General features: G+C 63.1%; 23 protein-coding genes, 1 pseudogene and 1 riboswitch. Of the genes and pseudogenes, 6 read left to right on the forward strand and 18 right to left on the reverse strand.

The window, feature by feature from the left end; translation table 11 throughout:
* Nucleotides 1–121: 121 nt before the first annotated feature.
* Nucleotides 122–3169, forward strand: a complete 3048-nt coding sequence (locus tag ACJ8QF_RS08585) for an autotransporter outer membrane beta-barrel domain-containing protein (RefSeq protein ID WP_442537449.1) — start codon at nucleotides 122–124, stop codon at nucleotides 3167–3169.
* A gap of 138 nt (nucleotides 3170–3307) precedes the next feature.
* Here the strand turns inward: ACJ8QF_RS08585 and rluF are convergent, their stop codons facing one another.
* The 3 genes and pseudogenes from rluF to ACJ8QF_RS08600 all read right to left on the reverse strand — a co-directional run.
* Complete coding sequence (gene rluF / locus ACJ8QF_RS08590; protein ID WP_442537450.1) at nucleotides 3308–4177, reverse strand: 23S rRNA pseudouridine(2604) synthase RluF; 870 nt, start codon at nucleotides 4175–4177, stop codon at nucleotides 3308–3310.
* Nucleotides 4178–4302: 125 nt separating this feature from the next.
* A complete protein-coding gene (locus tag ACJ8QF_RS08595) occupies nucleotides 4303–5106 on the reverse strand; it encodes an aminoglycoside adenylyltransferase family protein (protein WP_442537651.1) in 804 nt (267 codons plus the stop codon).
* A 42-nt stretch (nucleotides 5107–5148) separates the two neighbouring features.
* Nucleotides 5149–5586, reverse strand: a pseudogene (locus ACJ8QF_RS08600) (winged helix-turn-helix transcriptional regulator); the annotation flags it as partial.
* A 95-nt stretch (nucleotides 5587–5681) separates the two neighbouring features.
* Between ACJ8QF_RS08600 and ACJ8QF_RS08605 the strand changes: the two are divergent.
* Entirely contained in the window at nucleotides 5682–6905 is a 1224-nt protein-coding gene (locus tag ACJ8QF_RS08605) for an MFS transporter (protein WP_442537451.1), read from the forward strand.
* On the opposite strand, the gene ACJ8QF_RS08610 is transcribed toward ACJ8QF_RS08605, so the two are convergent.
* The 4 genes from ACJ8QF_RS08610 to ACJ8QF_RS08625 all read right to left on the reverse strand — a co-directional run bounded on the left by ACJ8QF_RS08610 (nucleotide 6902) and on the right by ACJ8QF_RS08625 (nucleotide 10678).
* Nucleotides 6902–7327 carry a GNAT family N-acetyltransferase gene (locus ACJ8QF_RS08610; protein WP_004941487.1) on the reverse strand — a complete coding sequence of 142 codons (426 nt, stop codon included), beginning with the start codon at nucleotides 7325–7327 and terminating at the stop codon, nucleotides 6902–6904. The genes ACJ8QF_RS08605 and ACJ8QF_RS08610 overlap by 4 nt on opposite strands.
* A gap of 70 nt (nucleotides 7328–7397) precedes the next feature.
* Complete coding sequence (locus ACJ8QF_RS08615) at nucleotides 7398–9362, reverse strand: FUSC family protein (protein WP_442537452.1); 1965 nt, start codon at nucleotides 9360–9362, stop codon at nucleotides 7398–7400.
* Nucleotides 9363–9366: 4 nt separating this feature from the next.
* Nucleotides 9367–10404: a multidrug transporter subunit MdtN gene (mdtN, locus tag ACJ8QF_RS08620; protein WP_004941492.1), complete on the reverse strand. Its 1038-nt coding sequence runs from the start codon at nucleotides 10402–10404 to the stop codon at nucleotides 9367–9369.
* A gap of 10 nt (nucleotides 10405–10414) precedes the next feature.
* A complete protein-coding gene (locus ACJ8QF_RS08625; RefSeq protein WP_004941494.1) occupies nucleotides 10415–10678 on the reverse strand; it encodes a YtcA family lipoprotein in 264 nt (87 codons plus the stop codon).
* A gap of 217 nt (nucleotides 10679–10895) precedes the next feature.
* On the opposite strand from ACJ8QF_RS08625, the gene ACJ8QF_RS08630 reads away from it, so the two are divergent.
* From ACJ8QF_RS08630 to ACJ8QF_RS08645, 4 genes are all read left to right on the forward strand, one after another.
* Nucleotides 10896–11510: a TetR/AcrR family transcriptional regulator gene (locus ACJ8QF_RS08630; RefSeq protein WP_004941499.1), complete on the forward strand. Its 615-nt coding sequence runs from the start codon at nucleotides 10896–10898 to the stop codon at nucleotides 11508–11510.
* 91 nt (nucleotides 11511–11601) lie between these two features.
* Nucleotides 11602–11698: riboswitch (TPP riboswitch) on the forward strand.
* Nucleotides 11699–11733: 35 nt separating this feature from the next.
* On the forward strand, nucleotides 11734–12525 hold the full coding sequence (gene thiM / locus ACJ8QF_RS08635; protein WP_442537453.1) for a hydroxyethylthiazole kinase: 792 nt from the start codon (nucleotides 11734–11736) through the stop codon (nucleotides 12523–12525).
* Nucleotides 12525–13325, forward strand: a complete 801-nt coding sequence (gene thiD, locus ACJ8QF_RS08640; protein WP_004941504.1) for a bifunctional hydroxymethylpyrimidine kinase/phosphomethylpyrimidine kinase — start codon at nucleotides 12525–12527, stop codon at nucleotides 13323–13325. The genes thiM and thiD overlap by 1 nt, the downstream gene beginning before the upstream one ends.
* Before the next feature lie 84 nt (nucleotides 13326–13409).
* Entirely contained in the window at nucleotides 13410–13868 is a 459-nt protein-coding gene (locus tag ACJ8QF_RS08645) for an inhibitor of vertebrate lysozyme family protein (RefSeq protein WP_025303880.1), read from the forward strand.
* A 39-nt stretch (nucleotides 13869–13907) separates the two neighbouring features.
* Here the strand turns inward: ACJ8QF_RS08645 and gutQ are convergent, their stop codons facing one another.
* The 11 genes from gutQ to ACJ8QF_RS08700 all read right to left on the reverse strand — a co-directional run bounded on the left by gutQ (nucleotide 13908) and on the right by ACJ8QF_RS08700 (nucleotide 23944).
* A complete protein-coding gene (gene gutQ, locus ACJ8QF_RS08650; RefSeq protein ID WP_004941509.1) occupies nucleotides 13908–14879 on the reverse strand; it encodes an arabinose-5-phosphate isomerase GutQ in 972 nt (323 codons plus the stop codon).
* Nucleotides 14872–15645: a glucitol operon DNA-binding transcriptional repressor SrlR gene (gene srlR, locus ACJ8QF_RS08655; RefSeq protein ID WP_076741105.1), complete on the reverse strand. Its 774-nt coding sequence runs from the start codon at nucleotides 15643–15645 to the stop codon at nucleotides 14872–14874. The genes gutQ and srlR overlap by 8 nt, the downstream gene beginning before the upstream one ends.
* A gap of 83 nt (nucleotides 15646–15728) precedes the next feature.
* Nucleotides 15729–16085 carry a transcriptional regulator GutM gene (gene gutM, locus ACJ8QF_RS08660; protein ID WP_442537454.1) on the reverse strand — a complete coding sequence of 119 codons (357 nt, stop codon included), beginning with the start codon at nucleotides 16083–16085 and terminating at the stop codon, nucleotides 15729–15731.
* A gap of 46 nt (nucleotides 16086–16131) precedes the next feature.
* Nucleotides 16132–16911: a sorbitol-6-phosphate dehydrogenase gene (srlD, locus tag ACJ8QF_RS08665; protein ID WP_015378751.1), complete on the reverse strand. Its 780-nt coding sequence runs from the start codon at nucleotides 16909–16911 to the stop codon at nucleotides 16132–16134.
* Nucleotides 16912–16921: 10 nt separating this feature from the next.
* Complete coding sequence (gene srlB / locus ACJ8QF_RS08670) at nucleotides 16922–17284, reverse strand: PTS glucitol/sorbitol transporter subunit IIA (RefSeq protein WP_004941520.1); 363 nt, start codon at nucleotides 17282–17284, stop codon at nucleotides 16922–16924.
* 22 nt (nucleotides 17285–17306) lie between these two features.
* The gene (gene srlE / locus ACJ8QF_RS08675; protein ID WP_033632370.1) at nucleotides 17307–18287 is read right to left on the reverse strand and encodes a PTS glucitol/sorbitol transporter subunit IIB; all 981 of its coding nucleotides are present in this window, start codon (nucleotides 18285–18287) and stop codon (nucleotides 17307–17309) included.
* A 15-nt stretch (nucleotides 18288–18302) separates the two neighbouring features.
* Entirely contained in the window at nucleotides 18303–18851 is a 549-nt protein-coding gene (gene srlA, locus ACJ8QF_RS08680; RefSeq protein ID WP_020828107.1) for a PTS glucitol/sorbitol transporter subunit IIC, read from the reverse strand.
* Nucleotides 18852–19086: 235 nt separating this feature from the next.
* Nucleotides 19087–20136 (reverse strand): class I fructose-bisphosphate aldolase, encoded by a 1050-nt coding sequence (gene fbaB, locus ACJ8QF_RS08685; RefSeq protein WP_015378749.1) that lies wholly within the window; start codon nucleotides 20134–20136, stop codon nucleotides 19087–19089.
* 205 nt (nucleotides 20137–20341) lie between these two features.
* On the reverse strand, nucleotides 20342–21028 hold the full coding sequence (locus ACJ8QF_RS08690; RefSeq protein ID WP_004941533.1) for a GntR family transcriptional regulator: 687 nt from the start codon (nucleotides 21026–21028) through the stop codon (nucleotides 20342–20344).
* A gap of 98 nt (nucleotides 21029–21126) precedes the next feature.
* The gene (locus ACJ8QF_RS08695) at nucleotides 21127–22458 is read right to left on the reverse strand and encodes an MFS transporter (protein ID WP_004941539.1); all 1332 of its coding nucleotides are present in this window, start codon (nucleotides 22456–22458) and stop codon (nucleotides 21127–21129) included.
* Nucleotides 22439–23944, reverse strand: coding sequence for a mannitol dehydrogenase family protein (locus ACJ8QF_RS08700; protein WP_049186711.1), 1506 nt, complete (start codon nucleotides 23942–23944; stop codon nucleotides 22439–22441). The genes ACJ8QF_RS08695 and ACJ8QF_RS08700 overlap by 20 nt, the downstream gene beginning before the upstream one ends.
* Nucleotides 23945–23972: the final 28 nt, after the last annotated feature.

Below are 23972 nucleotides of genomic sequence, written 5' to 3' on the forward strand. Positions count from 1 at the left end.
TTTGCTTCGACGATCACTAAACCGGCGTGCGCGAAATAACGCCTCACTTCTCCTCTAGTGTATTGAGTTCCCTATAACAATAAATTTCGCGACATCACGCTAACGAGTACGGAGATAGCCCGTGAATGACAAAACATCGCACCCTTTAGCGGTTAGAACACCGCTTTCCAAACTTTACCTCGCTCTATTTTCCGCGCCGTTGTTGATGCTGGCGCCCGCCGATCTCGCTCGCGCAGACGATGCCATTTTTGACGGCGACTCAAAAATTACCGAATCATTGGCCTACACCGGGGACGTTTACGTCGGCCGTAATCAAAGCGGCAACCTGCTGATCGAGAATGGCAAGATCAGCGCCTATAACATCAATATCGGCCGGATGTTCAACGGCCAAATTCACGACAGCGTGGTCACGGTTCGTGGGCCGAACGCCGAGCTGAACGCGGTGAACGATCAGTTCGTGCTGCGCGGCGGCCTGAATCTGGGGCGGGGCACGCTGCGGGTTGAAGACGGCGCGCTGGCCAGCGCGAAAGAGATCGTGGTCGGCACCACCCGTGGCTACGACAGCCACCTTATCGCCACCGGCGCCGGTTCTCGCGTCACCAGCAATTTTCTCAGTGTCGGCACCGATTTAGGGGCGCGATCCACGCTGGCGATCGAAGACGGCGCGGTGCTGAACACCGCCTTTGACGCGCGCATCGGCAATGGCAGCGGACCGGGTGAGACCGATACGCTGAGCCCGAAAGCCACGGTCACCGGGGCCAATTCCCAGTGGAACGTCGGCCGCGCGCTCACGCTCTACGGCGATCTGGACGTGCTGAACGGCGCTGCGGTCAACGTCGGCAACATCCAGGTGGCGGGTGTCTCGGGCGCGCGTAAAACCGCCGAGCTGGTGGTCGCCGGCAACGGCTCGCGCTTTACCAGCGGCAGCAGCGTCAACGTCGGCGATTACGGCAACGGCGTGTTGGCGGTCATGGACGGCGGGACATTCTCCGCCGGCGGCAACGAAGTGGTGCTGGGCAAGACCGGTTCCGGCTCGAACCGCGGCGCGCTGATTATCGGCAGCCGCGGCAATATGGACACCGGCACTGGGTTGACCGAGCCGACGCTCGGCGCGGCGGGCGCCGCAGGCACCATCGATGCCCAGACGGCGATCGCCCTGCGGGGCGGATTGTTCCGCAGCTATGTGTACTTTAACCATACCGACGGCAATTACGTCTTCAGCAACAAGATGAGCGGCGAAGGCGAGGTGATCAACACCGCCGGGCACACGACGCTGAACGGCGATCTCACTGGGTTGCAGGCCAACGTCACCGCGCGCGGCGGCAAACTCATCATCGCCAGCGACATCAATACCCAGAAAGAAGACGACATCTTCGAGATCCAAACCCTAGGCGCCGAGAACGGCGGCACGCTGATCCTGAACGCGACGGCGGGTACCGACGTTAATAACGGGCTGGGCTACAGCAGCGCCGCCTCGATCAAGGCCGGCGGCACGCTGGGCGGCAACGGCACGCTGGGCCAGACCGAGATCCAGTCCGGCGGTCATATCTCGCCCGGCGATGGCAATATCGGCACGCTGACGCTGAAACGCTACCTGAATTTTATCGGCGAATCCTTCTATGACGTCGATATCGCCGGCGACGGCCGCAGCGACCAGCTGCTGGTGGCGGGCAAAACCACCATCAGCGATCAGGCCAAGGTGCAGGTGACGGCGCTGGATCCGCAAACCAGCTATAAAACCGGCCAAAGCTACCGCATTCTGACCTCGGACGGCGGCATTGACGGCCAGTTCGCGGCGGCGGTCTCCAAGTCTGCCTTCCTCGATGTGGCGCTGAAGCACAGCGCCAACGCCGTGGATCTGACCATCGCGCAGAAAGACACGGGCGGTGAAAATCCGGGTGGTGAGAATCCGGGCGGGGAAAACCCAGGCGGTGAGAATCCAGGGGGCGAGAACCCGGGCGGAGAAAACCCGGGCGGAGAAAACCCGGGCGGAGAAAACCCAGGCGGGGAAAATCCGGGGGGCGAGAATCCAGGCAGCGGCAAGCCGGGCATTTTCCAAACGGTGGCCGAGAGCGGCAACCAGTGGAATACCGCCGGTGCGCTCTCGACGCTGGCGCAGCGCGGTCCTTCGCTGGCGCTGTACAACTCGCTGCTGCTGCTGAGCGCGCCGGAAGCGCGCGAGGCGTTCAATCAGCTGTCCGGCGAAGTCTATCCGTCGATGCAGTCTAACCTGATCGCCGGCAGCACCCAGCTGTTCAATGTGCTGAACCAGCGCATGCTGCGCCTGTTCGACAACGACAGTCTGCCGGTACCGCCGTTGGCGATGTCGCTGGTGCAACCGGCGCAGGCGCAAAACAGCGGCGTCTGGGGGCAGACCTTCAGTTCCTGGGGCAGAAACAGCGGCAACGGCAACGTGGGCAAGCTGGATGGCAACACCACCGGCTTCCTGTTGGGCGCAGATCGCAAACTGGCGGACCATAACGTGCGCATCGGCGGTTACTTCGGTTACAGCCGCGGCGACTATGACGTCGACAGCCGCCGCTCCAAGGCCGATACCGACAACTACCACCTCGGCCTGTATGCGGCCGGGCAGCAGGATGCGTTCTCGCTGCGCGGCGCGTTGGGTTACACCTGGCACAAGATTGAAGGCAAGCGCAACGTCGATTTCAGCGGCTTCTCGGATCGGCTGAAGTCGGATTACGACGCCAACTCGCTGCTGGCGTTCACCGAAGCGGGTTACCGTTTCGGCCAGCCGGAGATGAACGTCGAACCGTTCATCAACCTGAGCTACATCCGCCTGCATACCGACAGCTTCCAGGAGTCGGGTGGCGCGGCGGCGCTGAGCGTGCGCAATGAAACGATGAACACCTTCTACTCCACGCTCGGGGTGCGCGGCGTGACCGAACTGCCGAAGAACGTCAGCCTTTACGGCTCGCTCGGCTGGCAACATGCCTACGGCGATAAGAACACCTCATCGCGCATGGCGTTTGCCGGCAGCGACGCGTTCGTCACGCAGGGCCAGGCCGTGGATGACAACGTGATGGTGGGCGATATCGGCGTGAGCGTGAAGCTGTCGCGCGCTGCGACGCTGGATGTCGGCTATCAGGGGCAATTCGGCGCCGATACCCGCGTTAATTCGGTCAACGCCAACCTGCGCTGGTCGTTCTGATTTTCCCTCTAGACTTCTCTGGTACCGACGGGCCCGCTTGATGCGGGCCTTTTTTATGGTGAGAACTCAGTGGCGGCCTGTGGCTGACTTTCACGATAAAAAAGCCCGCGCAACGGCGGGCTGAACGGGGGAAGGCGTTTAACGCCCTTTTTTCTTGCGCCCCGGCTGGGTAAAGCGCTTGCGGCCGGCCGGCGCAGCGGCTTTGTCGGCGCTTTTTGGCCCGCCGGCGCTCGGCTTTTTCGCCGCGGCGGATTTGGCCGGGGCTTTTTTCGCCGGCTTGGCCTCGGACGAGGAGCCTTCAATCAGCTTGAACAGTTCAATCAGCTCGTCATCGGTCAGATCGCGCCACTCGCCCAGCGGCAACCCTTTCAGGCTGACGTTCATGATGCGCGTGCGTTCCAGCTTGGTGACCTCATAGCCGAAGTGTTCGCACATGCGGCGGATTTGGCGGTTCAGCCCCTGCACCAGCGTGATGCGGAACACGAACGGCGCCTCTTTCTTCACCTTGCACTTTTTGGTCACCGTGCCAAGCATCGGCACGCCGGCGCCTATGCCGCGAATAAACTCGTCGGTCACCGGCTTGTTGACCGTCACCAGATACTCTTTCTCGTGATTGTTGCCGGCGCGCAGGATCTTGTTGACCAGGTCACCGTGGTTGGTCAGAAAGATCAGCCCCTGCGAATCCTTGTCCAGGCGGCCGATCGGGAAGATGCGCTTGCTGTGGTTGACGAAGTCAGCGATGTTGTCGCGTTCGCCGTCTTCGGTGGTGGTGACGATGCCGACCGGTTTGTTCAGCGCGATCAGCACCAGATCTTCTTCATTGCGCGGTTCGATCAGCTGACCGTTAACCTTCACCACATCGCCGGCAAATACCTGGGCGCCAACGGTGGCGCGTTTACCGTTGATGAAAACGTTGCCCTGTTCGATGTATCGATCGGCGTCGCGGCGTGAGCAGATACCGCTCTCGCTAATGTATTTGTTCAGACGAATGGATGAGTTAGTCAGCATGGGTTCTCCGTAAAACGCGGACTATACATTACCCGGATGGCGCTGCGAAGTGAATCATGCAGGGGGCGGCGGCCATGAACAAAATCCGTCCCTGCATCAATAAGTGGTGTCGACAGGCCTGCGTCTTATTGCGATGCTGTTGTCGTCAATAGACTTGCGATCGTCGTTTTGGCATAGCCGATGAATGCCGCCAACGGCTGCTGATGCTGAGGCAGATCATCTATCGCTTGTCCGAGATAAATTCGCCGCGCGGTGCTGAGTACCGGCTGGTGTTCAGATGGCAAGCGTTCCAGCAGCCATTCGGCGGCCACATCTTTGGGGGCGATCCGACCGGTCGCCGCGCTGAACCAGATGCGCGCCAGCGCCAGCACAATGTTGCATTCGTCGCCATGCCAGTCATCAGGCTCGTTCCATTGACTCAGGGTATCGGTGAGCGCGGCGATGAAGTCGCTGCGAGGGACGCTGTCATACAGGAGTTCAAAGGAGGCGCCGAACAGATGTCGATGATGCTGCCGGGCTTTGGTAAGCAGGATCGCCACATCAGGATCCAAGGTGGCGGGGGAGACAATTCCCACCAGCAACTCTTCACGCAGCCACTCACCAAACTGTAACTCACGTCGTGGCGGATAGCGCCAGGGTTTGATGTCGGTCTGTACCAGCACGGTGACTTCCAGCGGGCGAAAAATACTGTCGGCACCTGGCGGAGCCGACACGGTCAGCAAAGCTTTCATGAGGGCGGCCCGAGTGGTTGACATCAGCGGCTTGCTGATGACGACCAAGATGTCGATATCGCTGTTGGGTTTAAGACCGCCATCGGCCGCGGATCCATACAGATGGATGCCCAAGAGTGTCTCGCCGAGTTGCTCTGTCAGCACGTTGCATGCGGCGTCGATCTGTGCGGCGATTTCGGTTGGAAGTGTTTCTTTTATCGCTAATTGGGGATTGTTAAAAGACGGCTCAAACCGTTCCCCCACCTTCACCACCCGGGTATTCAGCGGGGTGAGCGTCTGCCCGGCGCTGCCGATCGGCGTCAGGCGCGGCACGGGGCGGCCGCTGTCGCTTTCCACCAGCGTTGAGTGCGCCTCTCCCTCGGCGAACAGATGATCTTCCCCCCACTGGCGCAGGCCAACGATCACCGGAAACAGCGCGCGGCCTTTCTCGGTCAGCACATACTCCTGATAGGCGCTGCCGTCCGCGGCGGGCACGATCTCCAGCACGCCGTGCGTCACCAGGGCGCGCAGCCGGGTGGCAAGAATGTTCTTCGCCATCCCCAGCCCTTTTTGAAACTCGCTGAAACGGGTGACGCCGTCGAAGGCGTCGCGCACGATCAGCAGCGACCACCAGTCGCCAATCACATCCAGCGTGCGCGCTACCGGGCACGGCGCGTCTTCCAGGCTTTTACGTTTCACGGCGTTTATCTCCAGCGACATATTCTGGTTGCATTATAAAACCTTCGCATCTAAAGTTCATTGGGTTTAATTATGAAACCAGATTGAGGTGTGCGATGAGCGACAAACTGCTGGATCCCCCCTGTGCGGCGCTGGGGCGTCTGCCGGCCGCCCTGGTGCTGCTGTTGGCCGGTGCCAGCGCCTTTAGCGTGGCCAACGTTTACTATGCGCAGCCGCTGCTGGACGCCATCGCCCGCGATTTTTCCATCAGCCTGGCGGCGGTCGGCATGGTGATCACCGTGACTCAGTTGGGCTGCGCGCTGGCGTTGCTGTTGGTGGTGCCGCTGGGGGATCGGTTGAACCGGCATCGGTTGCTGGCGGGGCAACAGCTGGGGCTGATCGGTGCGCTGCTGCTGGTGGGCTGGGCGCACAGCGCGCCCTGGCTGCTGGCGGGGATGTTGCTGGTGGGGCTACTGGGCACCGCCATGACGCAGGGGCTGATCGCATTCGCCGCCGCCCTGGCGGCGCCGCAGGAGCGCGGGCGGGTGGTCGGCGCGGCGCAGGGCGGGGTGGTGCTGGGGCTGTTGCTGGCGCGCACTCTCTCCGGCGCGCTGGCGGACGTCGGCGGCTGGCGCACGGTGTACTTCTTCTCAGCCGGAGTGACGCTGGTATTGCTGCCGATCCTGTCGCGCCTGCTGCCTGCGCCGCGCACCGCGCCCAGCACGCTGAGTTATCCCGCGCTGCTGCGTTCAATGCTGAGCCTGTTGCTGCGTGACCGCACGCTGCAAATTCGCGGCATGCTGGCGCTGCTGATGTTCGGCGCTTTCAGCCTCTTTTGGAGTTCGCTGGTGTTGCCGCTGAGCCGGCCGCCGTTCAACTTCACCCATGCCGCGGTGGGAGCGTTCGGCCTGGTCGGCGCGGTGGGCGCGCTGGCGGCGGTGCGCGCCGGGCATCTGGCGGATCGCGGGCTGGGGCAGGCGGCCAGCGGCGCGTGTCTGCTGCTGTTGACGCTGGCCTGGCTGCCGCTCGGTTTGCTCGGCAGCGGCCTGGTTTGGCTGGTGGCGGGCATTGTGCTGCTGGATCTGGCGGGCCAGGCGATCCACGTGCTGAACCAGAGCATGATCTTCAGCGCGCACCCGCAGTCGCACAGCCGGCTGGTGGGCTGCTACATGCTGTTTTACGCCGTCGGCAGCGGGCTGGGTGCCTTTGCCGGCACCCATATGTACGCCTGGGCGGGCTGGAGCGGCGTCTGCTGGCTGGGAGCGGGCGTCAGCCTGAGCGCACTGCTGTTTTGGCGGCTGACGCTGCGCGGCATGCCGGATGCCGCGGGTAAGAGCTAGCGTGCCGGTGAGTGCATCAGGTAATAATCTTCTTCGCCGTCGTTGCCGGTGGAGATGATGCGCCAGCCGTGTTTGCGGTAGAACGCCAGCGCCTTTTCATTCTTCACCAGGCATTTCAGCGAGCCGGTGGCGGTGAAGGTGGCTTGCGCCGCTTGCAGCAGCGCACTGCCGACGCCGCGCGGCGGCTGATGGGGATCGACATACAGGTTATGAATGAAGTTGTCTTCGCGGTAGATGGAGACGAATCCCAGCAGCACGCCGCCGTCTTCCGCCACCCAAATCGCTTCGCCCAGCGTCGCGCGGTCGAAATCTTCCAACTGATAGTTCGAGGTATCGCGCCAACCGAACGCCGCCTTGCGTGACGCCAGGTACAGCGTGCGCAGGAAGGGGCGATCGGCCTCTTGGTAAGGTCTTATTTGCATGGCATCTCCCGGTGGTTTTTGCTCACTATAGCGCATGGCGCCGGGCGTGCATGGCCACAAACGGAAAATGCTAGGCGTCGCCCCAGGCGGGCAGGCGATTGACCCCGTCGCTCAGCTCCTGAGCCAGGTGGCGCACGGTGTCGGCGTGCAGGGCGGCCAACGGTGGATGAAAGTCGGGCGCCCGCAACGCTTGCGGCGCACGTGAAAGCTGCGCCGCATACTCGGCGAGAACGCGCCCGCCCTGACGTTGCACCTCGAACAGCGCCTGGCGTTCCTGCGCGGACAGCGCCGCGCCACTGCCTGCCAGATAGGTGTTGAGCTTTTCGCTGGTCAGCAACAGGCTGCGCGTCTGGTTAAAGATCAGTTGGATATGCCGGGTGAAGCTTTCATGGTTATCGTCCGCCAGCTGCCAGGTGGGCTCCAGCGTCACCCGGGCCACTACCGCTTCGCAGCCCTCGATCTTTTGCCAGATGCCGATGGCGTTTGTGTTCTCGCCGCCGAGGAAGCGCGACAGTTCCCGCAGCACGTTGGCAACCTGCTGCCGCAGTGACTCCCCTTCGTATTCCGGCCACAGCGTGGCGTGAATGAAGGTGGCGAACCCTACCCCCAGCACGATGCCGATCAGGCGATCGCGGATCTCGGTCAGCCCGGTGACCGGGCTGAAGCTTTCCAGCAGCGCCAGAGAAAAGGTGAACAGGATCTGTACCCCGGCATAGCTTATTTTCTCGGAGCCGGCGGCGATCCAGGCGGAGAGGGCGATCACCGGCAGCGTCAGCAGCAGCAAGCCGACGAGGCTGTCGAGGTGAGGCATGATCCACACCACCGAGATCAGCGCCAGCAGGCTGCCGATCGCCGCGCCGCCGAGACGCAGCCGCGCCCGCCGCTGTGTGGCGCCGAGGCTGGGCTGCGCCACGATCAGGCAGCTCAGCATGATGGTATGAATGCCGGACCAATCGACGGCGGTATAAAACACGTAGGCGACCAGCACGGTCAGCAGCGTTTTCAACGAAAACTGGATGTAAACCGGGTTGGTCAGGGCGTCGGGGGTAAAGAAGGGCACTTTCGGCGGCGGCGCGGCCTGCAGGGCGTCGGCGTAGTCGCTGCGGTTGGCGTAGACCTGCAGGAGGCCGGCCATTTCATTGAGCGGCGCCGGCACCTGCGGATCGTCGCTGCCGGCGATCGCGACGGAAAATCGCAGCGCGCTGTCGTGGCTTATCGCGGTTTGCAGTGCGCGGCAGGCGGCATCTATCTCTTGCGCCAAATGACGCGCGGCCGCGCCGAAAGCCGGCGGCAGCTGGTAGGCCAGGATATTGAGCTGTAACACCAGGGTGATCAGCGCCAGATAACCGGGCTCGTTGGCGCGGCAGCGATCGCTGCGCATCACCGAAAAGCGCAGCAGCTTATGCAGCTCGGTGGCGTGCTGGGAGATGGCGCTCAGATCGCGCGTCTCGCCGCCGTTGATCAACATAGCGCGGGTTTCGTCCAACACCGCGTTCATCCGGCCCTTTAGCTGTTTCAGCGGTTCGGCCGGCAGCAGCAGGGTATTAACGATCAGGGTGAGCAGGATGGCGTAGTTGATCGCCACCCATACCCACAGCACCAGCCGTATCACCACTTCCGCCTGCGGAGTGAGATCGACAAAGCTTTGCGTGTAGATCACCACCAGCGCCATCAGGAAGAACAGCACCCCAACCTTGGTCACCCGCATCAGGAACACGCTGAGGAAAAATAGCGCGCTGGAGAGCAAGATGCGCAGCATCGGGTAGTCGTAGGTGAACTTCAGCACCAGGATAGCGGCGCCGATCGCCAGCGTGGAGCTGACGAAAAACAGGATGCCGATTGCGCGGGTGATCACGATATTGGACTGCGTGATAAAGAAGACAGCGATCAGCGACAGCGCCAGCCACGGTACCTGCAGCGTCTGCGAGATCACGATGGCGATCGCGCTGGAGAGCAGGGCGCGGATCACCAGGTTGATGCGGCTGTCCGAAGGGCGCAGCTCGTCGATCAACCGGGACAGCCAGCCGCGAGACATCGTTTTACTCTTCATGGCGCAGGTTCAGCTTGGCCACCGCCGAAGCGCCCACGCGGAACAGCGCCGGGTTGGGGGCCTCTACCGCGATCTTGACCGGGAAGCGCTGAGAAACGTGCACCCAGTTGATGTTGCGCGACACGTTGGGCAGCCCGCCCAGCACGCTGCCGCCGTCGTCGGGCTGCACGCCGTAGCTGACCGACTCCACCTTGCCGCTGAAGGTCTGGCCGGCGTCGCTCATTAAATACAGCGTGGCCGGCACGCCGGGATGCACGCCTTTCAGGTCAGTTTCGCGGAAGTTGGCGACCACGTACCAGTGGCGGGTGTCGATCAGCGTGAACACCGGTTTGGCGCTGGAGGCATATTGGCCGACGGTGGTTTTCAGGGAGGCGATGCGGCCGTCGAACGGCGCTCGCACCTCGGTAAATTCCAGATTCAGCTTGGCGATGGCGATGTCGGCCTGCACTTCGGCGCGCTGCGCGACCAGGGCTTCGACGCCGCTGACGGCGGCTTCCGCCTGTTTCGCCTGCAGCAATGCGGCCTGCAGTTCCGCCTGCGCCGAGCGCTGGGAGGTGCGGGCGGTTTCCACTTCTTCCGCCGAAACGTAGTTCTTGCCGAGCAGCTTCTGCCGGCGGTTGAGGGTGTCGGTCGCCTGCGCCACCAGCGCCTGCGAGCGTTTGACGATGGCGTTCATCGATTCGGCGTTGTACTGCTGCGCGTTGACCGAACGCTGCGTCAGTTTGATCTGTTCATTCAGCGTGATCAGGCGCGCTTCGCTGGCCGCCAGCGCGTCCTGGTAAGGGCGCGGATCGATGCGGAACAGCAGATCGCCTTGCCGCACTTCCTGGTTGTCGCGGATCGGCATCTCGACGATGCGGCCGTTCACCTCCGGCACTACGTCGATGGTGTCGGCATAGGCGTAGGCATCGTCGGTAGTGGGGGCGTTTTCCACCCGCCAGACGACGACGGCGGCCACGATGAGCGTCAACGCCAGGAGGGTAAGCACCAGCAGTCTGCGCTTGTTGGAGGTTTGTGGTTGGGTCATGGCGTCAGTCTCAGTGGGGGAAAACCAGTAACCAGGTCAGCATGGCGATCAGCGCGGTCAGCGCCGGATAGGTCAGCAGCTGCGGCGCCAGCCAGGCGCGTTTTTCCGGGGTGCGCAGCAGCAGGTGGATCGCCACCATGCCCGCCACGCCGCCGCACAGGCAAAACAGCCAGTCGGGGAACGAAGCGCCGAACACCACCATGGACGGTGCCGGTGAGCACCCGGTGAGCAGCAGCGCGGTCAGGCAGGTGATAAGCAGTTTTTTGTCGGGCATAGGGCGTTCTCTGGCGATTGGCTTGGTCGACGGGCCGAATGGAATGACTCTTTTTCAGTGAGTGAGGTCACTGTTTGTCTTCCCCACGCTTGCGCAAGGAGAAACTAGAATAAATACTCTACTCTAAACTAGAGGAGTTAATCTAGTTTTTTGTGTCACCCTGCCTTCGCGGCGGCAAATGGGTATAATGCGTTGATGACAGCGGGCAGAAACGAATATGCAAATCGACGAACACATCACCGGGCGAGAGCCGCAGCAGGAAAGAGGGCGGCAACGCGTACAAACCATTCTGGATTCGGCGGCGGCGATCGTGGCGCAGGACGGGCTGGCGGCGCTCAGCATGCAGCGGCTCGCCAAGCACGCCAAAACCTCCATCGGCTCGATGTATCACTTTTTCCCCGATCGCCACGCGGTGATCAAGGCGCTGGCGGATCGGCACACCGAATCGATCGAGGCGCTGGTGCGCGACATGGCGTTGGCCAGCGACGACGAGTGGCGGCGCCTCTCCGCTGAAGAGGTGATCCAGCGGCTGTTTTCTCCCTATGCGCAGTACCTGCGCGAGCACGCCGACTACCTGCCGGTGATGCGGGAAATGAACCTGCCGGATGAAAAGTCCAGCTTCCTGGCGCTGATCGCCCGAGTGCTGCAGCTGCGCCGCCCCGAGACCGCCGAAGCGGAGATCCTGCAGCAAACCCGGCTGTTGCAAAGCCTGGTGGCCGGCACCTTGCACCACATCTTCAAAACGGCGCCGCAGAACGTGGCGTTCACCCTGGCGGAGCTGCCCGGTGTGCTGAGCCTGTATCTGGCGGGAAAAGAGGGAAGCATCGCTTAGGCGCGAGCCAATTTAATCGCTTGTTTGTCCGCGCCGCCGCTGGCATGATCCCCTGCAGGGATTAACGCAGCGTTGATCACAACCTATTGATTTTCATGACTCGGGGTGCCCTTCCGCGTGAAGGCTGAGAAATACCCGTATTACCTGATCTGGATAATGCCAGCGTAGGGAAGTCACGGCCGCTCAACCGGCGCCGCCTTCTTGAACGCCGGTTGGGAGGAATATGATCGCTCGACCTGATGCACTACCCGGCGCCCGCGCCGCGGCCTGCCTGACCCAATTCCAACAGCGGCCTCCGCTGATCCACTGCCTGACCAACGAAGTGGTGCAATCGCTGACTGCCAACGTGCTGCTGGCGCTCGGCGCCTCCCCGGCGATGGTGGTGGAGCCGCAAGAGGCGGCGCAGTTCAGCGCGCTGGCCGACGGCCTGCTGATCAACGTCGGCACCCTCAATGCGCTGCGCGCCGAATCGATGCGGGCGGCGGTGGCCGCCGCCAATCAGGCCGGCAAGCCCTGGACGCTGGATCCGGTGGCGGTCGGCGCGCTCTCCTACCGTACCGCCTTCGCCAAACAGCTGCTGGACGAAAAACCGGCGGCGATACGCGGCAACGCCTCGGAAATCATGGCGCTCAACGGGTTGCTGGCCAGCGGCCGCGGCGTGGACAGCGGCGACGATTCCCTGGCGGCATTGCCCGCCGCGCGTGAGCTGGCGCGGTGCAGCGGCGCGGTGGTGGCGGTCACCGGCGCGGTGGATTACGTCACCGACGGCCAACGCGACTGGGCGATCGAAGGCGGCTCCCCGCTGATGACGCGGGTGGTGGGCACCGGCTGCGCGCTGTCGGCGGTGGCGGCGGCGTTTTGCGCCCTGCCGGGCGATCGCCTGGACAACGTGGCGACCGCCTGTCGGGTGATGTCACACTGCGGCGGCCTCGCTGCCAGGCAGGCCGCCGGGCCGGGCAGCTTTACGCCGGCGTTCCTCGACGCCCTGTATCAACTGCGCGGAGAGGATCTGTGATGAAACGTATTAACACGCTGACCATCGCCGGCACCGATCCCAGCGGCGGCGCCGGCATTCAAGCCGATTTGAAGGCCTTCTCGGCGCTTGGCGCCTACGGCACTTCGGTGATCACCGCGCTGGTGGCGCAGAATACCCGCGGCGTGCAGTCGGTGTATTACATCGATCCGGCGTTCGTCGCCGCGCAGCTGGATTCGGTGTTCAGCGACGTGCGCATCGACAGCGTCAAGATCGGCATGCTGGCCAACGCCGATATCGTGCAGGCGGTGGCCGAACGCCTGCGCCATTACCGGCCGGAATTCGTGGTGCTGGATACCGTGATGCTGGCGAAAAGCGGCGATCCGCTGTTGGCGCCGGAGGCGGTAGAGTCTATCCGGCGCGAGCTGTTGCCGCTGGTGTCGATCATTACGCCGAACCTGCCGGAAGCGGCGGCGCTGCTGGCGTGCGCGCCGGCGGAAGATGAAGCGCAGATGCGCGAGCAGGGGCGGGCGCTGCTGGCGATGGGCTGCCGGGCGGTGCTGATGAAGGGCGGCCACCTGAGCGAAAGCGAGAGCCCGGACTGGCTGTTTACCGCCGAAGGCGAGCAGCGCTTTACCGCGCCGCGCGTCGCCACCCGCCATACCCACGGCACCGGTTGCACGCTCTCGGCCGCGCTGGCGGCGCTGCGCCCGCGCCATGCCGACTGGGCGGCCACGGTGGCCGCCGCCAAGGACTACCTGCAACAAGCGCTGCAACAGGCGGATACGCTGGAAGTGGGGCACGGCATTGGGCCGGTGCATCATTTTCACGCTTGGTGGTGAGTCAACTTTTTGCCGCAACCGTGGTCTGACTAGTTCAGGCCCGGTTTTATGGGCGAAACCTGATTTAACCTAGGGAGAAGGACTATGACGGGACACCAGGCGCTGCGTTGCGCCCTCTTCGGCGCACTGCTCAGCTTCAGCGCGGGCAGCTTTGCCCAGCAGATCGTCACCACGTCGGATTTGATTCAGCAGCCGGGGTATCAGGCCAGTTGGCAAAACATGGTCAAAGGCCAGGCGCGGATGCCGGGCTGGGCGCGCAAGGGCGTCGGCACCTCTACGCCGGCGCAGAATCTGAACTGGAAAGGCAAAGAGTATCTGGTCGGCAATCTGTGCAAACCGCACGACTGCGGCAACAACTTTTTGATCGTGGCGTTCAGCGCGGACAAATCCCAGGCCTGGGGCGTGCGGGTGGAGGTGGAAGATCGGCCGGAAGCCGTCGATCATCCGAAGAAATACGCCAAGTACCAGTGGCTCGGCAAGCCGGATGACGATATGAAAGCGCTGCTGAAGCAGCAGTTCGAGAACAATCCCGACTGGAAATGATCTGACCGGGGGCGCCGCTGCTGGCACCCCCGGCACCGATCAGCCGATGCCGGCCTGATGCAGATCGTGCAGGTTGAGCGCCCCCACCAGCACGCCGTCCATGTTGACCACCGGGGCCGCGCTGATGTGCTGTTCGTGCAGCGCTTCCAGCGCCTCTCCGGCGCGCCACTGCTCCGGCAGCCGATAGCCGGGGCGGGTGATCGCCGGGCTGAGCGGATCCTGCAGGCTATTCCCCTTCACCAGCCAGCGGCGCAGGTCGCCGTCGGTAAATACGCCCACCACACGCTGCTGCGCGTCGCAGACCGCCACCAACCCCAGCCCGGTGCGGCTCAGTTCCAGCATCGCCTCCATCACGTTGGCGCTTTCGCTCACGCGCGGCAGGCGATCGCCGGTGCGCATCAGGTGATGCACGCGGTTCAGCAGGCGCGCGCCCAGGCTGCCGCCCGGGTGCGAGCGGGCGAAGTCTTCCGCGTTGAAACCGCGCTGGCGCATCAGCGCCATCGCCAGAGCGTCGCCCATCATCAGGGTGTTGACCGCGCTGGAGGTGGGCGCCAGCCCCATCGGGCAGGCTTCGCGCTCAACGCCGATATCCAGCACGCAGGCGGCGGCCAGCGCCAGCGGCGACTCTTTGCCGCCGGTGATGGCGATCACCGGAATGCCGTTCTCCGCCAGCAGCGGCAGGATCAAGTCCAGCTCTTTGGCGCGGCCGGAATAGGAGATGAACACCACCACGTCGTCGGCGCCGATCATGCCGAGATCGCCGTGCAGCGCCTCCGCCGGATGCACGAAGAACGACGGCGTGCCGGTGCTGGCCAGCGACGCGGCGATTTTTTTGCCGATATGGCCGGACTTGCCGATGCCGGAAATCACCGCTTTGCCGCGGCAGTTCAGCAGCAGCTCGCAGGCGCAGACGAAGTTGTCATCCAGGCGCGCCAGCAGGCGCTGCGCTTCGGTCAGCTCGATCTCCAGCGTTTCGCGGGCGAAGGCGAGCAGGGCGTTGGCGTTACTCATCGGGGTCTCCTACCAGAAGGATATTGATGCCTTTCGCCTGCAGGGCGGCGAGGTAATCGGGGTTGATGTCTCGGTCGGTGATCAGCGTATCGACGGCGCTGAGCTCGCACACCACGTTCGGGCTCTTGCGGCCGAATTTCGAGGAGTCTACCAACAGAATAATGCGGCCGGCGGCTTCGCACATCGCCTTGCTGACGTTGTGCACTTCGTTGAAGGTGGTGACGCCGGCGTTGAGATCGACGCCGTCCGCGCCGATAAACAGCTTGTCGAAGCTGAACTGCTGAAACGCCGATTCCGCCAGGCTGCCGTGGAACGAGGCCGACTTCTTGCGGTAGGTGCCGCCGGGCATCAGGATGGTCTGATCGTTGTCCAGCTCCACCAGCGCGTTGACGATGGTCAGGCTGTTGGTCATCACCGTGATGTTGTTGAACTGTGCCAGGTGCGGCACCATCTGCAGCACCGTGCTGCCGGCGTCGAAGATCAGCGAGTCACCGTCGGCGATCAGCGCCACGGCGGCGCTGGCGATCTGGCGTTTTTTCTCGGTGTTGATATGGGTTTTGCGGTCGATCGGCTGATCGCCGTCGTCGCGGCTGAGCACCACGCCGCCGTAGGTGCGGATCACCTCGCCTTCTTCTTCCAGCAGGGTGAGGTCCTTGCGGATGGTGGTGCCGGTAGTGGAGAAATGCTCGGCCAGGGCGTCCACTGCCGTTTTGCCATGCTGCTGCAGATATTCAAGGATAGCGGCCTGCCGCTGCTTTGGTTTCATCGCGATTCCCGTTCACAAGAGTTGGGCATTTCCCCTCGCTGAATAATTCACTATGAAAGGTAATGTCTTTTAATGTGAAAATATCACGATTTGGGTTCAATCGCTAACGATAGTGCAGACTGGCATGCGCGATCCTCGGGGAAGATCACATCCGGGCGCAAATTCCGCTGATGCAACCCGTGTAAATGAGGCAGCGGGCGTGGCCGGGCGAAAACGGTCAGGCCGCGCAGCAACAGGCTGCCGCACACCCGCTGGTCGGCGTCGAAGGCCAGCGCCAGCACCACTCGCGGGCGAAAACGGCCGCCGGAACGGCCGACGCCCACGGCGCCCAGCCGGCATAAACCATCGAAGGCGCGGTTGAAACGTTGCAGTTGCCACCAGCCGAAGGCGATTTGCATCAGCCAGGCCAGCAGCGCGAAGGCGATCAAAGCTTGTGTCATGGGGTTCTCCTTACGCCCCCTTCCGCGGAAGGGGGCGCCGGTGGCGTCAGAACATCACCTGGCCGCCGGTGATGTTGATCGATTGGCCGGTGCAGTAAGAGGCCTTGTCGCTGGCGTAGAACAGCAGGGTGTTCAGCACGTCCTGGTAGTCGCAGCCGCGCTTCAGCGGCACCTTGTCGATGTAGTACTGCTCCACCTGATCCGGCGCGATGCCCAGTTTTTGCGCGTACTGCGGCAGCAGCGACTGGAACATCGGCGACTTCAGCAGGTTACCGAGCATCAGCGAATGCACGGTGATGCCGTACTCCGCCAGATCGAGCGCCAGCGACTGCGTCAGCCCCACGCCGCCGAACTTGGCGGCGCTGTAGCCGGAGTTGTGCTTGCTGCCGACCTTGCCGGACTTGGAGTTGATCTGGATGATGCGCCCGGCGATGCCGTCGCGGATCATCAGGCGCGAGAACTCGCGGGCGCAGAGGAAATAGCCCACCAGGTTCACCTGCAGCGAGCGGTCGAAGTCGCCCAGCGGGAAATCGGTGATCGGCGCCGCCTTGGCGATGCCGGCGCTGTACACCAGCAGATTGGCCTGGCCGAACGCCCGGTCAACCGCCGCCGCCAGCGCGATCACGCTCTGCTCGTCGGTGGCGTCGGCCTGAAAACCGCAGGCGCTGCCTGTGCCGTACTCTTCGTTGATCTGCTGTGCCACCAGACTGGCGTTGTCGGCGTTCAGATCGGCCACCGCTACCCGATAACCGGCCTGCGCCAGCCCGTGGCTCAAAAAGGCGCCTAACGTTTGGCCGCCGCCAATCACTACAGCTACTTCAGACATGGTCTACTCCTTATGCGATAAATGACAGCGTGCTGCCCAACGGGATATCGGTCGGCGTCGGGCCGGATACGTGGATCGAGCCGGGAAATTCGGCTTCGGCTTCGCCGTCGAAGCGCACGGTGATATGGCCCAGCTCGCGCAGATTCTGCGTGGCGACGCTGCCGACGGCGGTAATGGCGTAGCGCTGCTGCGCCAGTTCCATCACGCCGCCGACCTGCAGCTCGCCGGCGGTCGCGCCGTGGCGGTGGATGAAGCAGAACTCTTCGATATCCGCCGGGGCGCCTTCACGGAAGGTGATCAGCATGTTGTCCAGCAACGCGTCGCGGGCGCAGCCGCCGATCTGCGTGATGGTGGTGTGAAAAATGGTGTGCATAAACGTCTCCCTGGGGATCACATTATTGATAAATGAAGGCCGAGGCGGCCCAGGCGATCAGGACCGTCGGCGCGCCGGTCAGGAAGCGGCCGACCAGCACTGAAGGCACGCCGACCCGCACGGTGTCCTGTTTGGCTTCCGCCAGCGACAGGCCGACCGGAATAAAGTCGCAGGCGGCCTGCGCGTTGATGGCGAACAGCGCGGGCAGCGCCAGCTGCGGCGGAATATGGCCAAGGCCGATCTGCACCCCGACCAGCACGCCGATCACCTGGGCGATGACCGCGCCGGGGCCGAGGAACGGCGACAGCAGCGGGAATGAACAGATCAGCGCCAGCGTCACCAGGCCGATCGGGCTGTTGGCCAGCGGCGTCAGGCCGTGAGCGATAAAGTCCCCGAGGCCGGAGGCCATGATGATGCCGATCAAGGCCGAGACGAACGCCATAAACGGCAGGATGGTCTTCAGCACGGTGTCGATGGTGTCGCGCCCGGCCTGGAAAAATACCGCCACCACCGATCCCATGCCCATGCCGACCTTCGCCAGCAGCCCGTCGCTTTGCTCGGTGATCTTCTTGCTGGTGTCGTAGTCGCGCGCCTTGGGCGGCGCTGCATCGGCGGCGGCGGGTTGGCTATCTGCCGCTTCGATTCGGCTGATGTTGTGGTCGCGCACGCCGGAGACATAGATGTCTTCGAGGATAAACTGCGCCAGCGGGCCGGATTGGCCGGTGGCGTGGATGTTGACCGTCGGAATGCGGCGTTTCGGGTACAGGCCGCAGCGCAGGGTGCCGCCGCAGTCGATCACCGCCACGCCGATCTCTTCCGCCGGCGGTTCGCCCTCTTTGAAACCGTCGACGGCGGGCCAGCCGGTCAATTCGCTGAGGCGATCGACGATGGAAGGCCGGGTGCCGGCGGTGATGTACACCACTTTTTTGCCGGGTTCGATCGGCAGTTCCAAAGGGCCGCCCCAGCCGCTGGCGCCTTTTTCAATACGGATATAAGCACTCATGCTGCACTCCACGAATTAAAGTTGCACCTGGCGATCCAGACGGATGCCCATCTTGCGTTCGAACAGGCTGGTGGTGAGATCGGTGATCCAGCCGCGGAAGAAGTTGGTGAACAGCCCCACCAGAAAATAGCTCACCGCCAGCGGGCCGAGCGGCAGGCCGAGGGTGGTCAGGCCGCTGGCGATGCCGAGGTAGACGAACAGTTCGCCGGGGTTGATGTGTGGAAACAGGCCGTTCATCGAGTGGCAGCTGTAGGAGGCCGCCGCGTAGTAGCTCGGCTTGTATTTCTCCGGCATGAAGCGCCCCAGGCTGAGGGTCATCGGGTTGCAGAAGACAAAGGTGCCAATCAGCGGCAGCAGCAGATAACGCGAAACGGGGTTGCCCGCGCAGCGCTGCGCCAATCGTTCGATACGTTCCTGGCCAACAAATTTGATCAGCGCGTTCATGATAACCAACAGGCTGATCAACAAAGGTAAAATGCCGGTCACCATGCCGACAAACACTTCACCGCCTTTCTGAAACAGGCCGATAAACCACTCGGCGCCGTGGGTGATTAGCTCAATCATTATGTTCTCCTGTAATGGACTGTTATGGCCTGGAGCGAACGGCGGCTCTGTCGCCATGGGCCTTACAGTAGTCACTTTGTTGGGCTATTTGTTTTAAATAGATCACAATTTGAAAGATAAATATTTTATTTTGAAAGTTTAAAGTGAAAGAAAGAGAAGGTGTGCGGCTTGAAAAGTGGGGGGCGGGCACAAAAAAGCCCGGCGAACCGGGCTTTGGGACAGGCGGTCTGTCACATCAGGCGATGGTGACCTTCTTGTCCAGATAGGCATCTTGCACGGCGTTGATCAGCGCCACGCCGTCTTTCATCGATTTCTTGAAGGCTTTACGCCCCAGGATCAGGCCCATGCCGCCGGCGCGTTTGTTGATCACCGCGGTGCGCACCGATTCCTGCAGATCGTTCTCACCGGCGGCGCCGCCGGAGTTGATCAGCCCGGCGCGGCCCATGTAGCAGTTGGCCAGCTGGTAGCGCACCAGATCGATCGGGTGATCGGTGGTCAGCTTGGTGTAGACGCGGTCGTCGGTATAGCCGAATTTCACCGCGCGGTAGCCGCCGTTGTTTTCCGCCATTTTCTGTTTGACGATGTCGGCGCCGATGGTGGCGGCGATGTGGTTGGCCTGCCCGGTCAGATCGGCGCTGGAATGGTAGTCCACGCCGTCTTTGTTGAACGCCGGGTTGCGCAGATAGGCCCACAGCACGGTGACCATGCCCAGCTCATGCGCGCGCTCGAAGGCGATCGAGATCTCTTCGATCTGGCGGCGCGACTGCTCTGAACCAAAGTAAATGGTGGCGCCGACCGCCACTGCCCCCATGTTGAACGCCTGCTCGACGCTGGCGTACAGGGTCTGGTCGTACTGGGTCGGATAGCTCAGCGTTTCGTTGTGGTTGAGTTTGACCAGGAACGGAATTTTATGCGCATAGCGGCGCGATACCGACGCCAGCACGCCGTAGGTGGAGGCGACGCAGTTACAGCCGGCTTCAATCGCCAGCTCGACGATGTTCTTCGGATCGAAATACAGCGGGTTGGCGGCGAACGAGGCGGCGGCGGAGTGCTCGATGCCTTGGTCGACCGGCAGGATAGACAGATAACCGGTGCCGCCCAGGCGGCCGTGGTTGAACAGGGTTTGCATCGAACGCAGCACGCTGTTGGGGCGGTTGTTATCGATCATTACACGGTCGACGAAGTCGGCGCCCGGCAGGTAGAGATTCTCGGCGGGGATAGTGGTACAGCGGTGTTGCAGCAGATCTTCCGCTTCCTTTCCTAGCAACTGCACAATATCAGTCATGATTCACTCCCGATTAAGCTTCTTCATACACCGGCAATGCAAGGGTTTTTGACCACCGGCGCAGTAAAAAGCGGTGATTGAAGCTGTAAAGCGATGCTACCGAACTTGCTCCGGCAAGGACAAACAATAGATGCGATTGAGAGGAAATGCCATTTGCGTGGCCAAATACGCGGGGGCGATCGCCCCCGGCGCGCTAAGCGGTTGATTATTCGATCTCGAACCACGCGGTATTCTGTTGGGCGATCGGGGTGATGGAGTAGATCATCTCCTGCAGATGATCGTGGATGGCGCGCTCCGCCGCCTCGGCATCGCGCGCTTTCAGCGCTTCGTAGATACGGTAGTGCTGCTTGATCAGGCTCTCCGGCGGCGAGACTTCGCTCAGGCTGAGGAAACGCACCCGATCCATGGTGGCCTTGATGGTTTCGATGGTCTCCCACGCCAGCGGGCAGTCGGCAAACTGGGTCAGCAGCTGGTGGAACTCGTCGTCCAGCGCCAAAAATTCGCGCGTTTGCCCGTTCTGCGCCGCCAGCTCTTGACGGTGCAGGTTATGCTCCAGCGTCATCAGCTGCGCCGGAGTGGCGCGCTCGGCCGCGCGGCGAACGATGGCGCATTCCACCGCCTGACGGATAAAGCGCCCGTCGGCCACGCGCTTGGCGGAAATCTTCATCACGAAGGTGCCGCGCTGCGGCAGGATCTGCACCAGGCCGGCCTCCGCCAGCTTGATGAAGGCTTCGCGCACCGGCTGGCGCGAAACGCAAAAGCGGGTGGAGATCTCTTTCTCGGACAGCAGGGTGCCGGGGGGGATGGTGCAATCGACGATATCTTTGCGCAGAAAGCGATAGATCTGCTGGTTGACCGGGACGTTGTTGGTGAGACTGTACGTTTCAGACATGGCGACAATCAGGCATCTGGCTGGAATTCGAATGCCACCATACTAGCAGATTATTGGTTGAGGGCGGGGGGATAAATCCACCCGCCAGGCAGGGGAACTCAGTGATGCCAATCCTGATATTCCTGCTTGCGCCGTTCTGGCGCGGTTTCCGGCATCAGGCTCAGGCCGAGGGCCGATACCACGCCCAGCACCATCATGTAACCGGCCAGCCCGTAGTAATGGCCGCCGGTCACCTGCAGGATCTTCACCGCCAGCAGCCCGAGAATGCCGCTGCCGATCAGCGAGCCGATCTGCCAGATCAGCGCGATGCCGCTGCAGCGCACGCGGGTGGGGAACAGCTCCGGGAAGTAGGAGGCCTGCGGCGCGTAGCACATGCTGTGGCCGAAGGTCAGCACCACGATCATGGCGATCTGCGTCACCCAGAAATTATCGAGGTTGATCGCCATAAAGAACGGCACGATGCACACCACCTGCAGCAGCGCGCCGGCGATGTAAACCGGTTTGCGCCCCAGCCGATCGGAGAGGCGGCCCATCAGCGGAATAGCGAAAATCTCCAGCAGCACCGCCACGATCATCGCCTCCAGCAAAATGCTTTCGTTGAGGTGGTTGGCCTTACCGTAGGCCAGCACGATCACGGTGAACATGGCGAAGGCGCAGGCTTCGATCAGCTTGGCGCACACCCCTTTGGCGATAAGGCCGGGATAGCGGCGGGCCACTTCCACCACCGGCCGGCTCTCCACTGCTTTGGTGGCGCGGATCTGGGTAAACACCGGCGACTCGTCGATCTTCAGGCGAATAAACAGCCCGACCAGCACCAGCAGCAGGCTGAGCAGGAACGGAATGCGCCAGCCCCAGTCCAGCATCTGCGCCGGCGACAGCAGGGCGGTCAGCAGCGCGAACAGCCCGGACGGCAGCAGGAAACCGGCAGGCGCGCCGATCTGCACCCAGCTGGCGTAGAAACCGCGCCGCGGCGGCGGCGCGTATTCGGCGGTCATCAGCACCGCGCCGGCCTGTTCGCCGCCGACGCCGAAGCCCTGCAGCACGCGGATAAAGATCAGCGCGATCGGCGCCCAGATGCCGATCTGCTCATAGGTAGGCAGCAGGCCGATGCAAAAGGTGCCGAGGCCGACGATCAGGATGGTGATCACCAGCGCCTTCTTGCGGCCGACTTTGTCGCCGATATGGCCGAACACGATGCCGCCCAGCGGGCGCGCCAGGAAACCGACCGCGTAGGTGGCGAAGGCCGCCAGCGTGCTGATCAGCGGATCGGCGCTGGGGAAAAACAGCTGACCGAAGAACAGCACCGCGGCGGTGCCGTAGGCGAAGAAATCATAGTATTCGGCGGCGGTGCCGATGGCCGACGCGCTGGCGACGCGCCGCAGCAGCGGTTGATTGCCGGTATTGACGGCGTTATGCGTGGTGACGGTCATCGGAAACCTCCCGGTCGGTAAGCGGCAGAGCGGCGACGGCGGCTTTGGCCCCCAGGCTCAGCAGTTGGTGATAAGCGTGGCTGACGGCGTGGACGAAGTCAGGCGAATCGGGCAGATCGCGGCCGAAGACGCTGTCGAGTTGCAGCAGCGCCAGGACGCGGGGCCGGCCTTCCTCGCTGCCGGCGACCAACGCGGCGAGGCGCTCGCGCAGCGGATCGCTGATGGCGATCGGCTCGCCTTGTTCATCGCGGCCGCCGACGTAGCGCATCCAGCCGGCGACGCCCAGCGCCAGGCAGTCGAAGCGGCTGCCGCGTGCCAGATGCCAGCGGATCGCGTCCAGCAGCCGTTGCGGCAGCTTCTGCGTGCCGTCCATGGCGATCTGCGCGGTGCGGTGTTTTAACACGCGGTTGCGGTAACGCTGCAGCAGCGAGTCGGCATACTGCGCCAAATCGACGTTCGGCACCTGCAGGGTCGGCGCCTGTTCCGCCAGCATCAGGTGACGGGCGGCGCGGACAAAATCCGCATCCTGCATGCAGTCGCCGATGTGCTGATAACCGGCCAGGTAGCCGAGGTAGGCGAGAAACGAGTGGCTGCCGTTCAGCATGCGCAGCTTCATCTCCTCGTACGGCAGCACGTCGCTCACCAGTTCGGCGCCGACCTTGTCCCAGGCCGGGCGCCCCTGGGGAAATCGGTCCTCAATGACCCACTGGCTGAACGGCTCGCAGGCCACGCCGACCTCATCTTCGACGCCGCCCAGCCAGGTGCGCAGTTGCCGGCGAGTCTCCGGCGTTACCGCCGGCACGATGCGATCCACCATGGTGGAAGGGAAGGCGACCTCTTGACGCACCCAGTCGGCCAGCGCCGGATCCTGCCGCTGCGCCAGCTCGACCAGCACCTGGCGCGTGACCCGGCCGTTGGCCGGCATGTTATCGCAGGACATCACGGCGAACGGCGGCAGCCCGCGTTCACGGCGCAGGCGCAGCGCCGCCAGCAGCAGCCCCGGCGCCGACTGCGGCTGTGCCGGGTGGGCGATATCATGCGCGATCGCCGGGTGTTCCGCCATCAGCCGGCCGCTGGCGGGGTGATGGCAATAGCCCTTTTCGCTGATGGTCAGCGAGACGATGGCGATCTCGGGCTGCGTCAGGGCCGCCAGCACCGCCGCCAGCCCGTCGGTTTGCAGGTGCAGCGCCTGGCGCACCACGCCGATGACCCGGCCCCGCCAACCGTCGTCGTCCATCTCCGCCACCGAGAACAGCAGGTCTTGTTGCCGTAGATCGGCGATCTTTTGCCGGCCGTGCTGCATGCTGATTTCGCAGTAGCCCCAGTCACTGCCGTGTTCGCTGGCCAGTCTGTCGGCGTACATCGCCTGGTGCGCGCGGTGAAACGCGCCGAAGCCGATATGCGCCATGCGCGGTTTCACGCGCTCACGTGCGTAGCCGGGCCGGATAACGGCGGCCGGCAGCGCGCTGTGGTCGGAAAGTCTCATGTTCAATGTCCCTGGAGAGGTAAGCAAA

Source organism: Serratia sp. CY81684, from assembly GCF_052166595.1.
Classification (GTDB): domain Bacteria; phylum Pseudomonadota; class Gammaproteobacteria; order Enterobacterales; family Enterobacteriaceae; genus Serratia; species Serratia nematodiphila.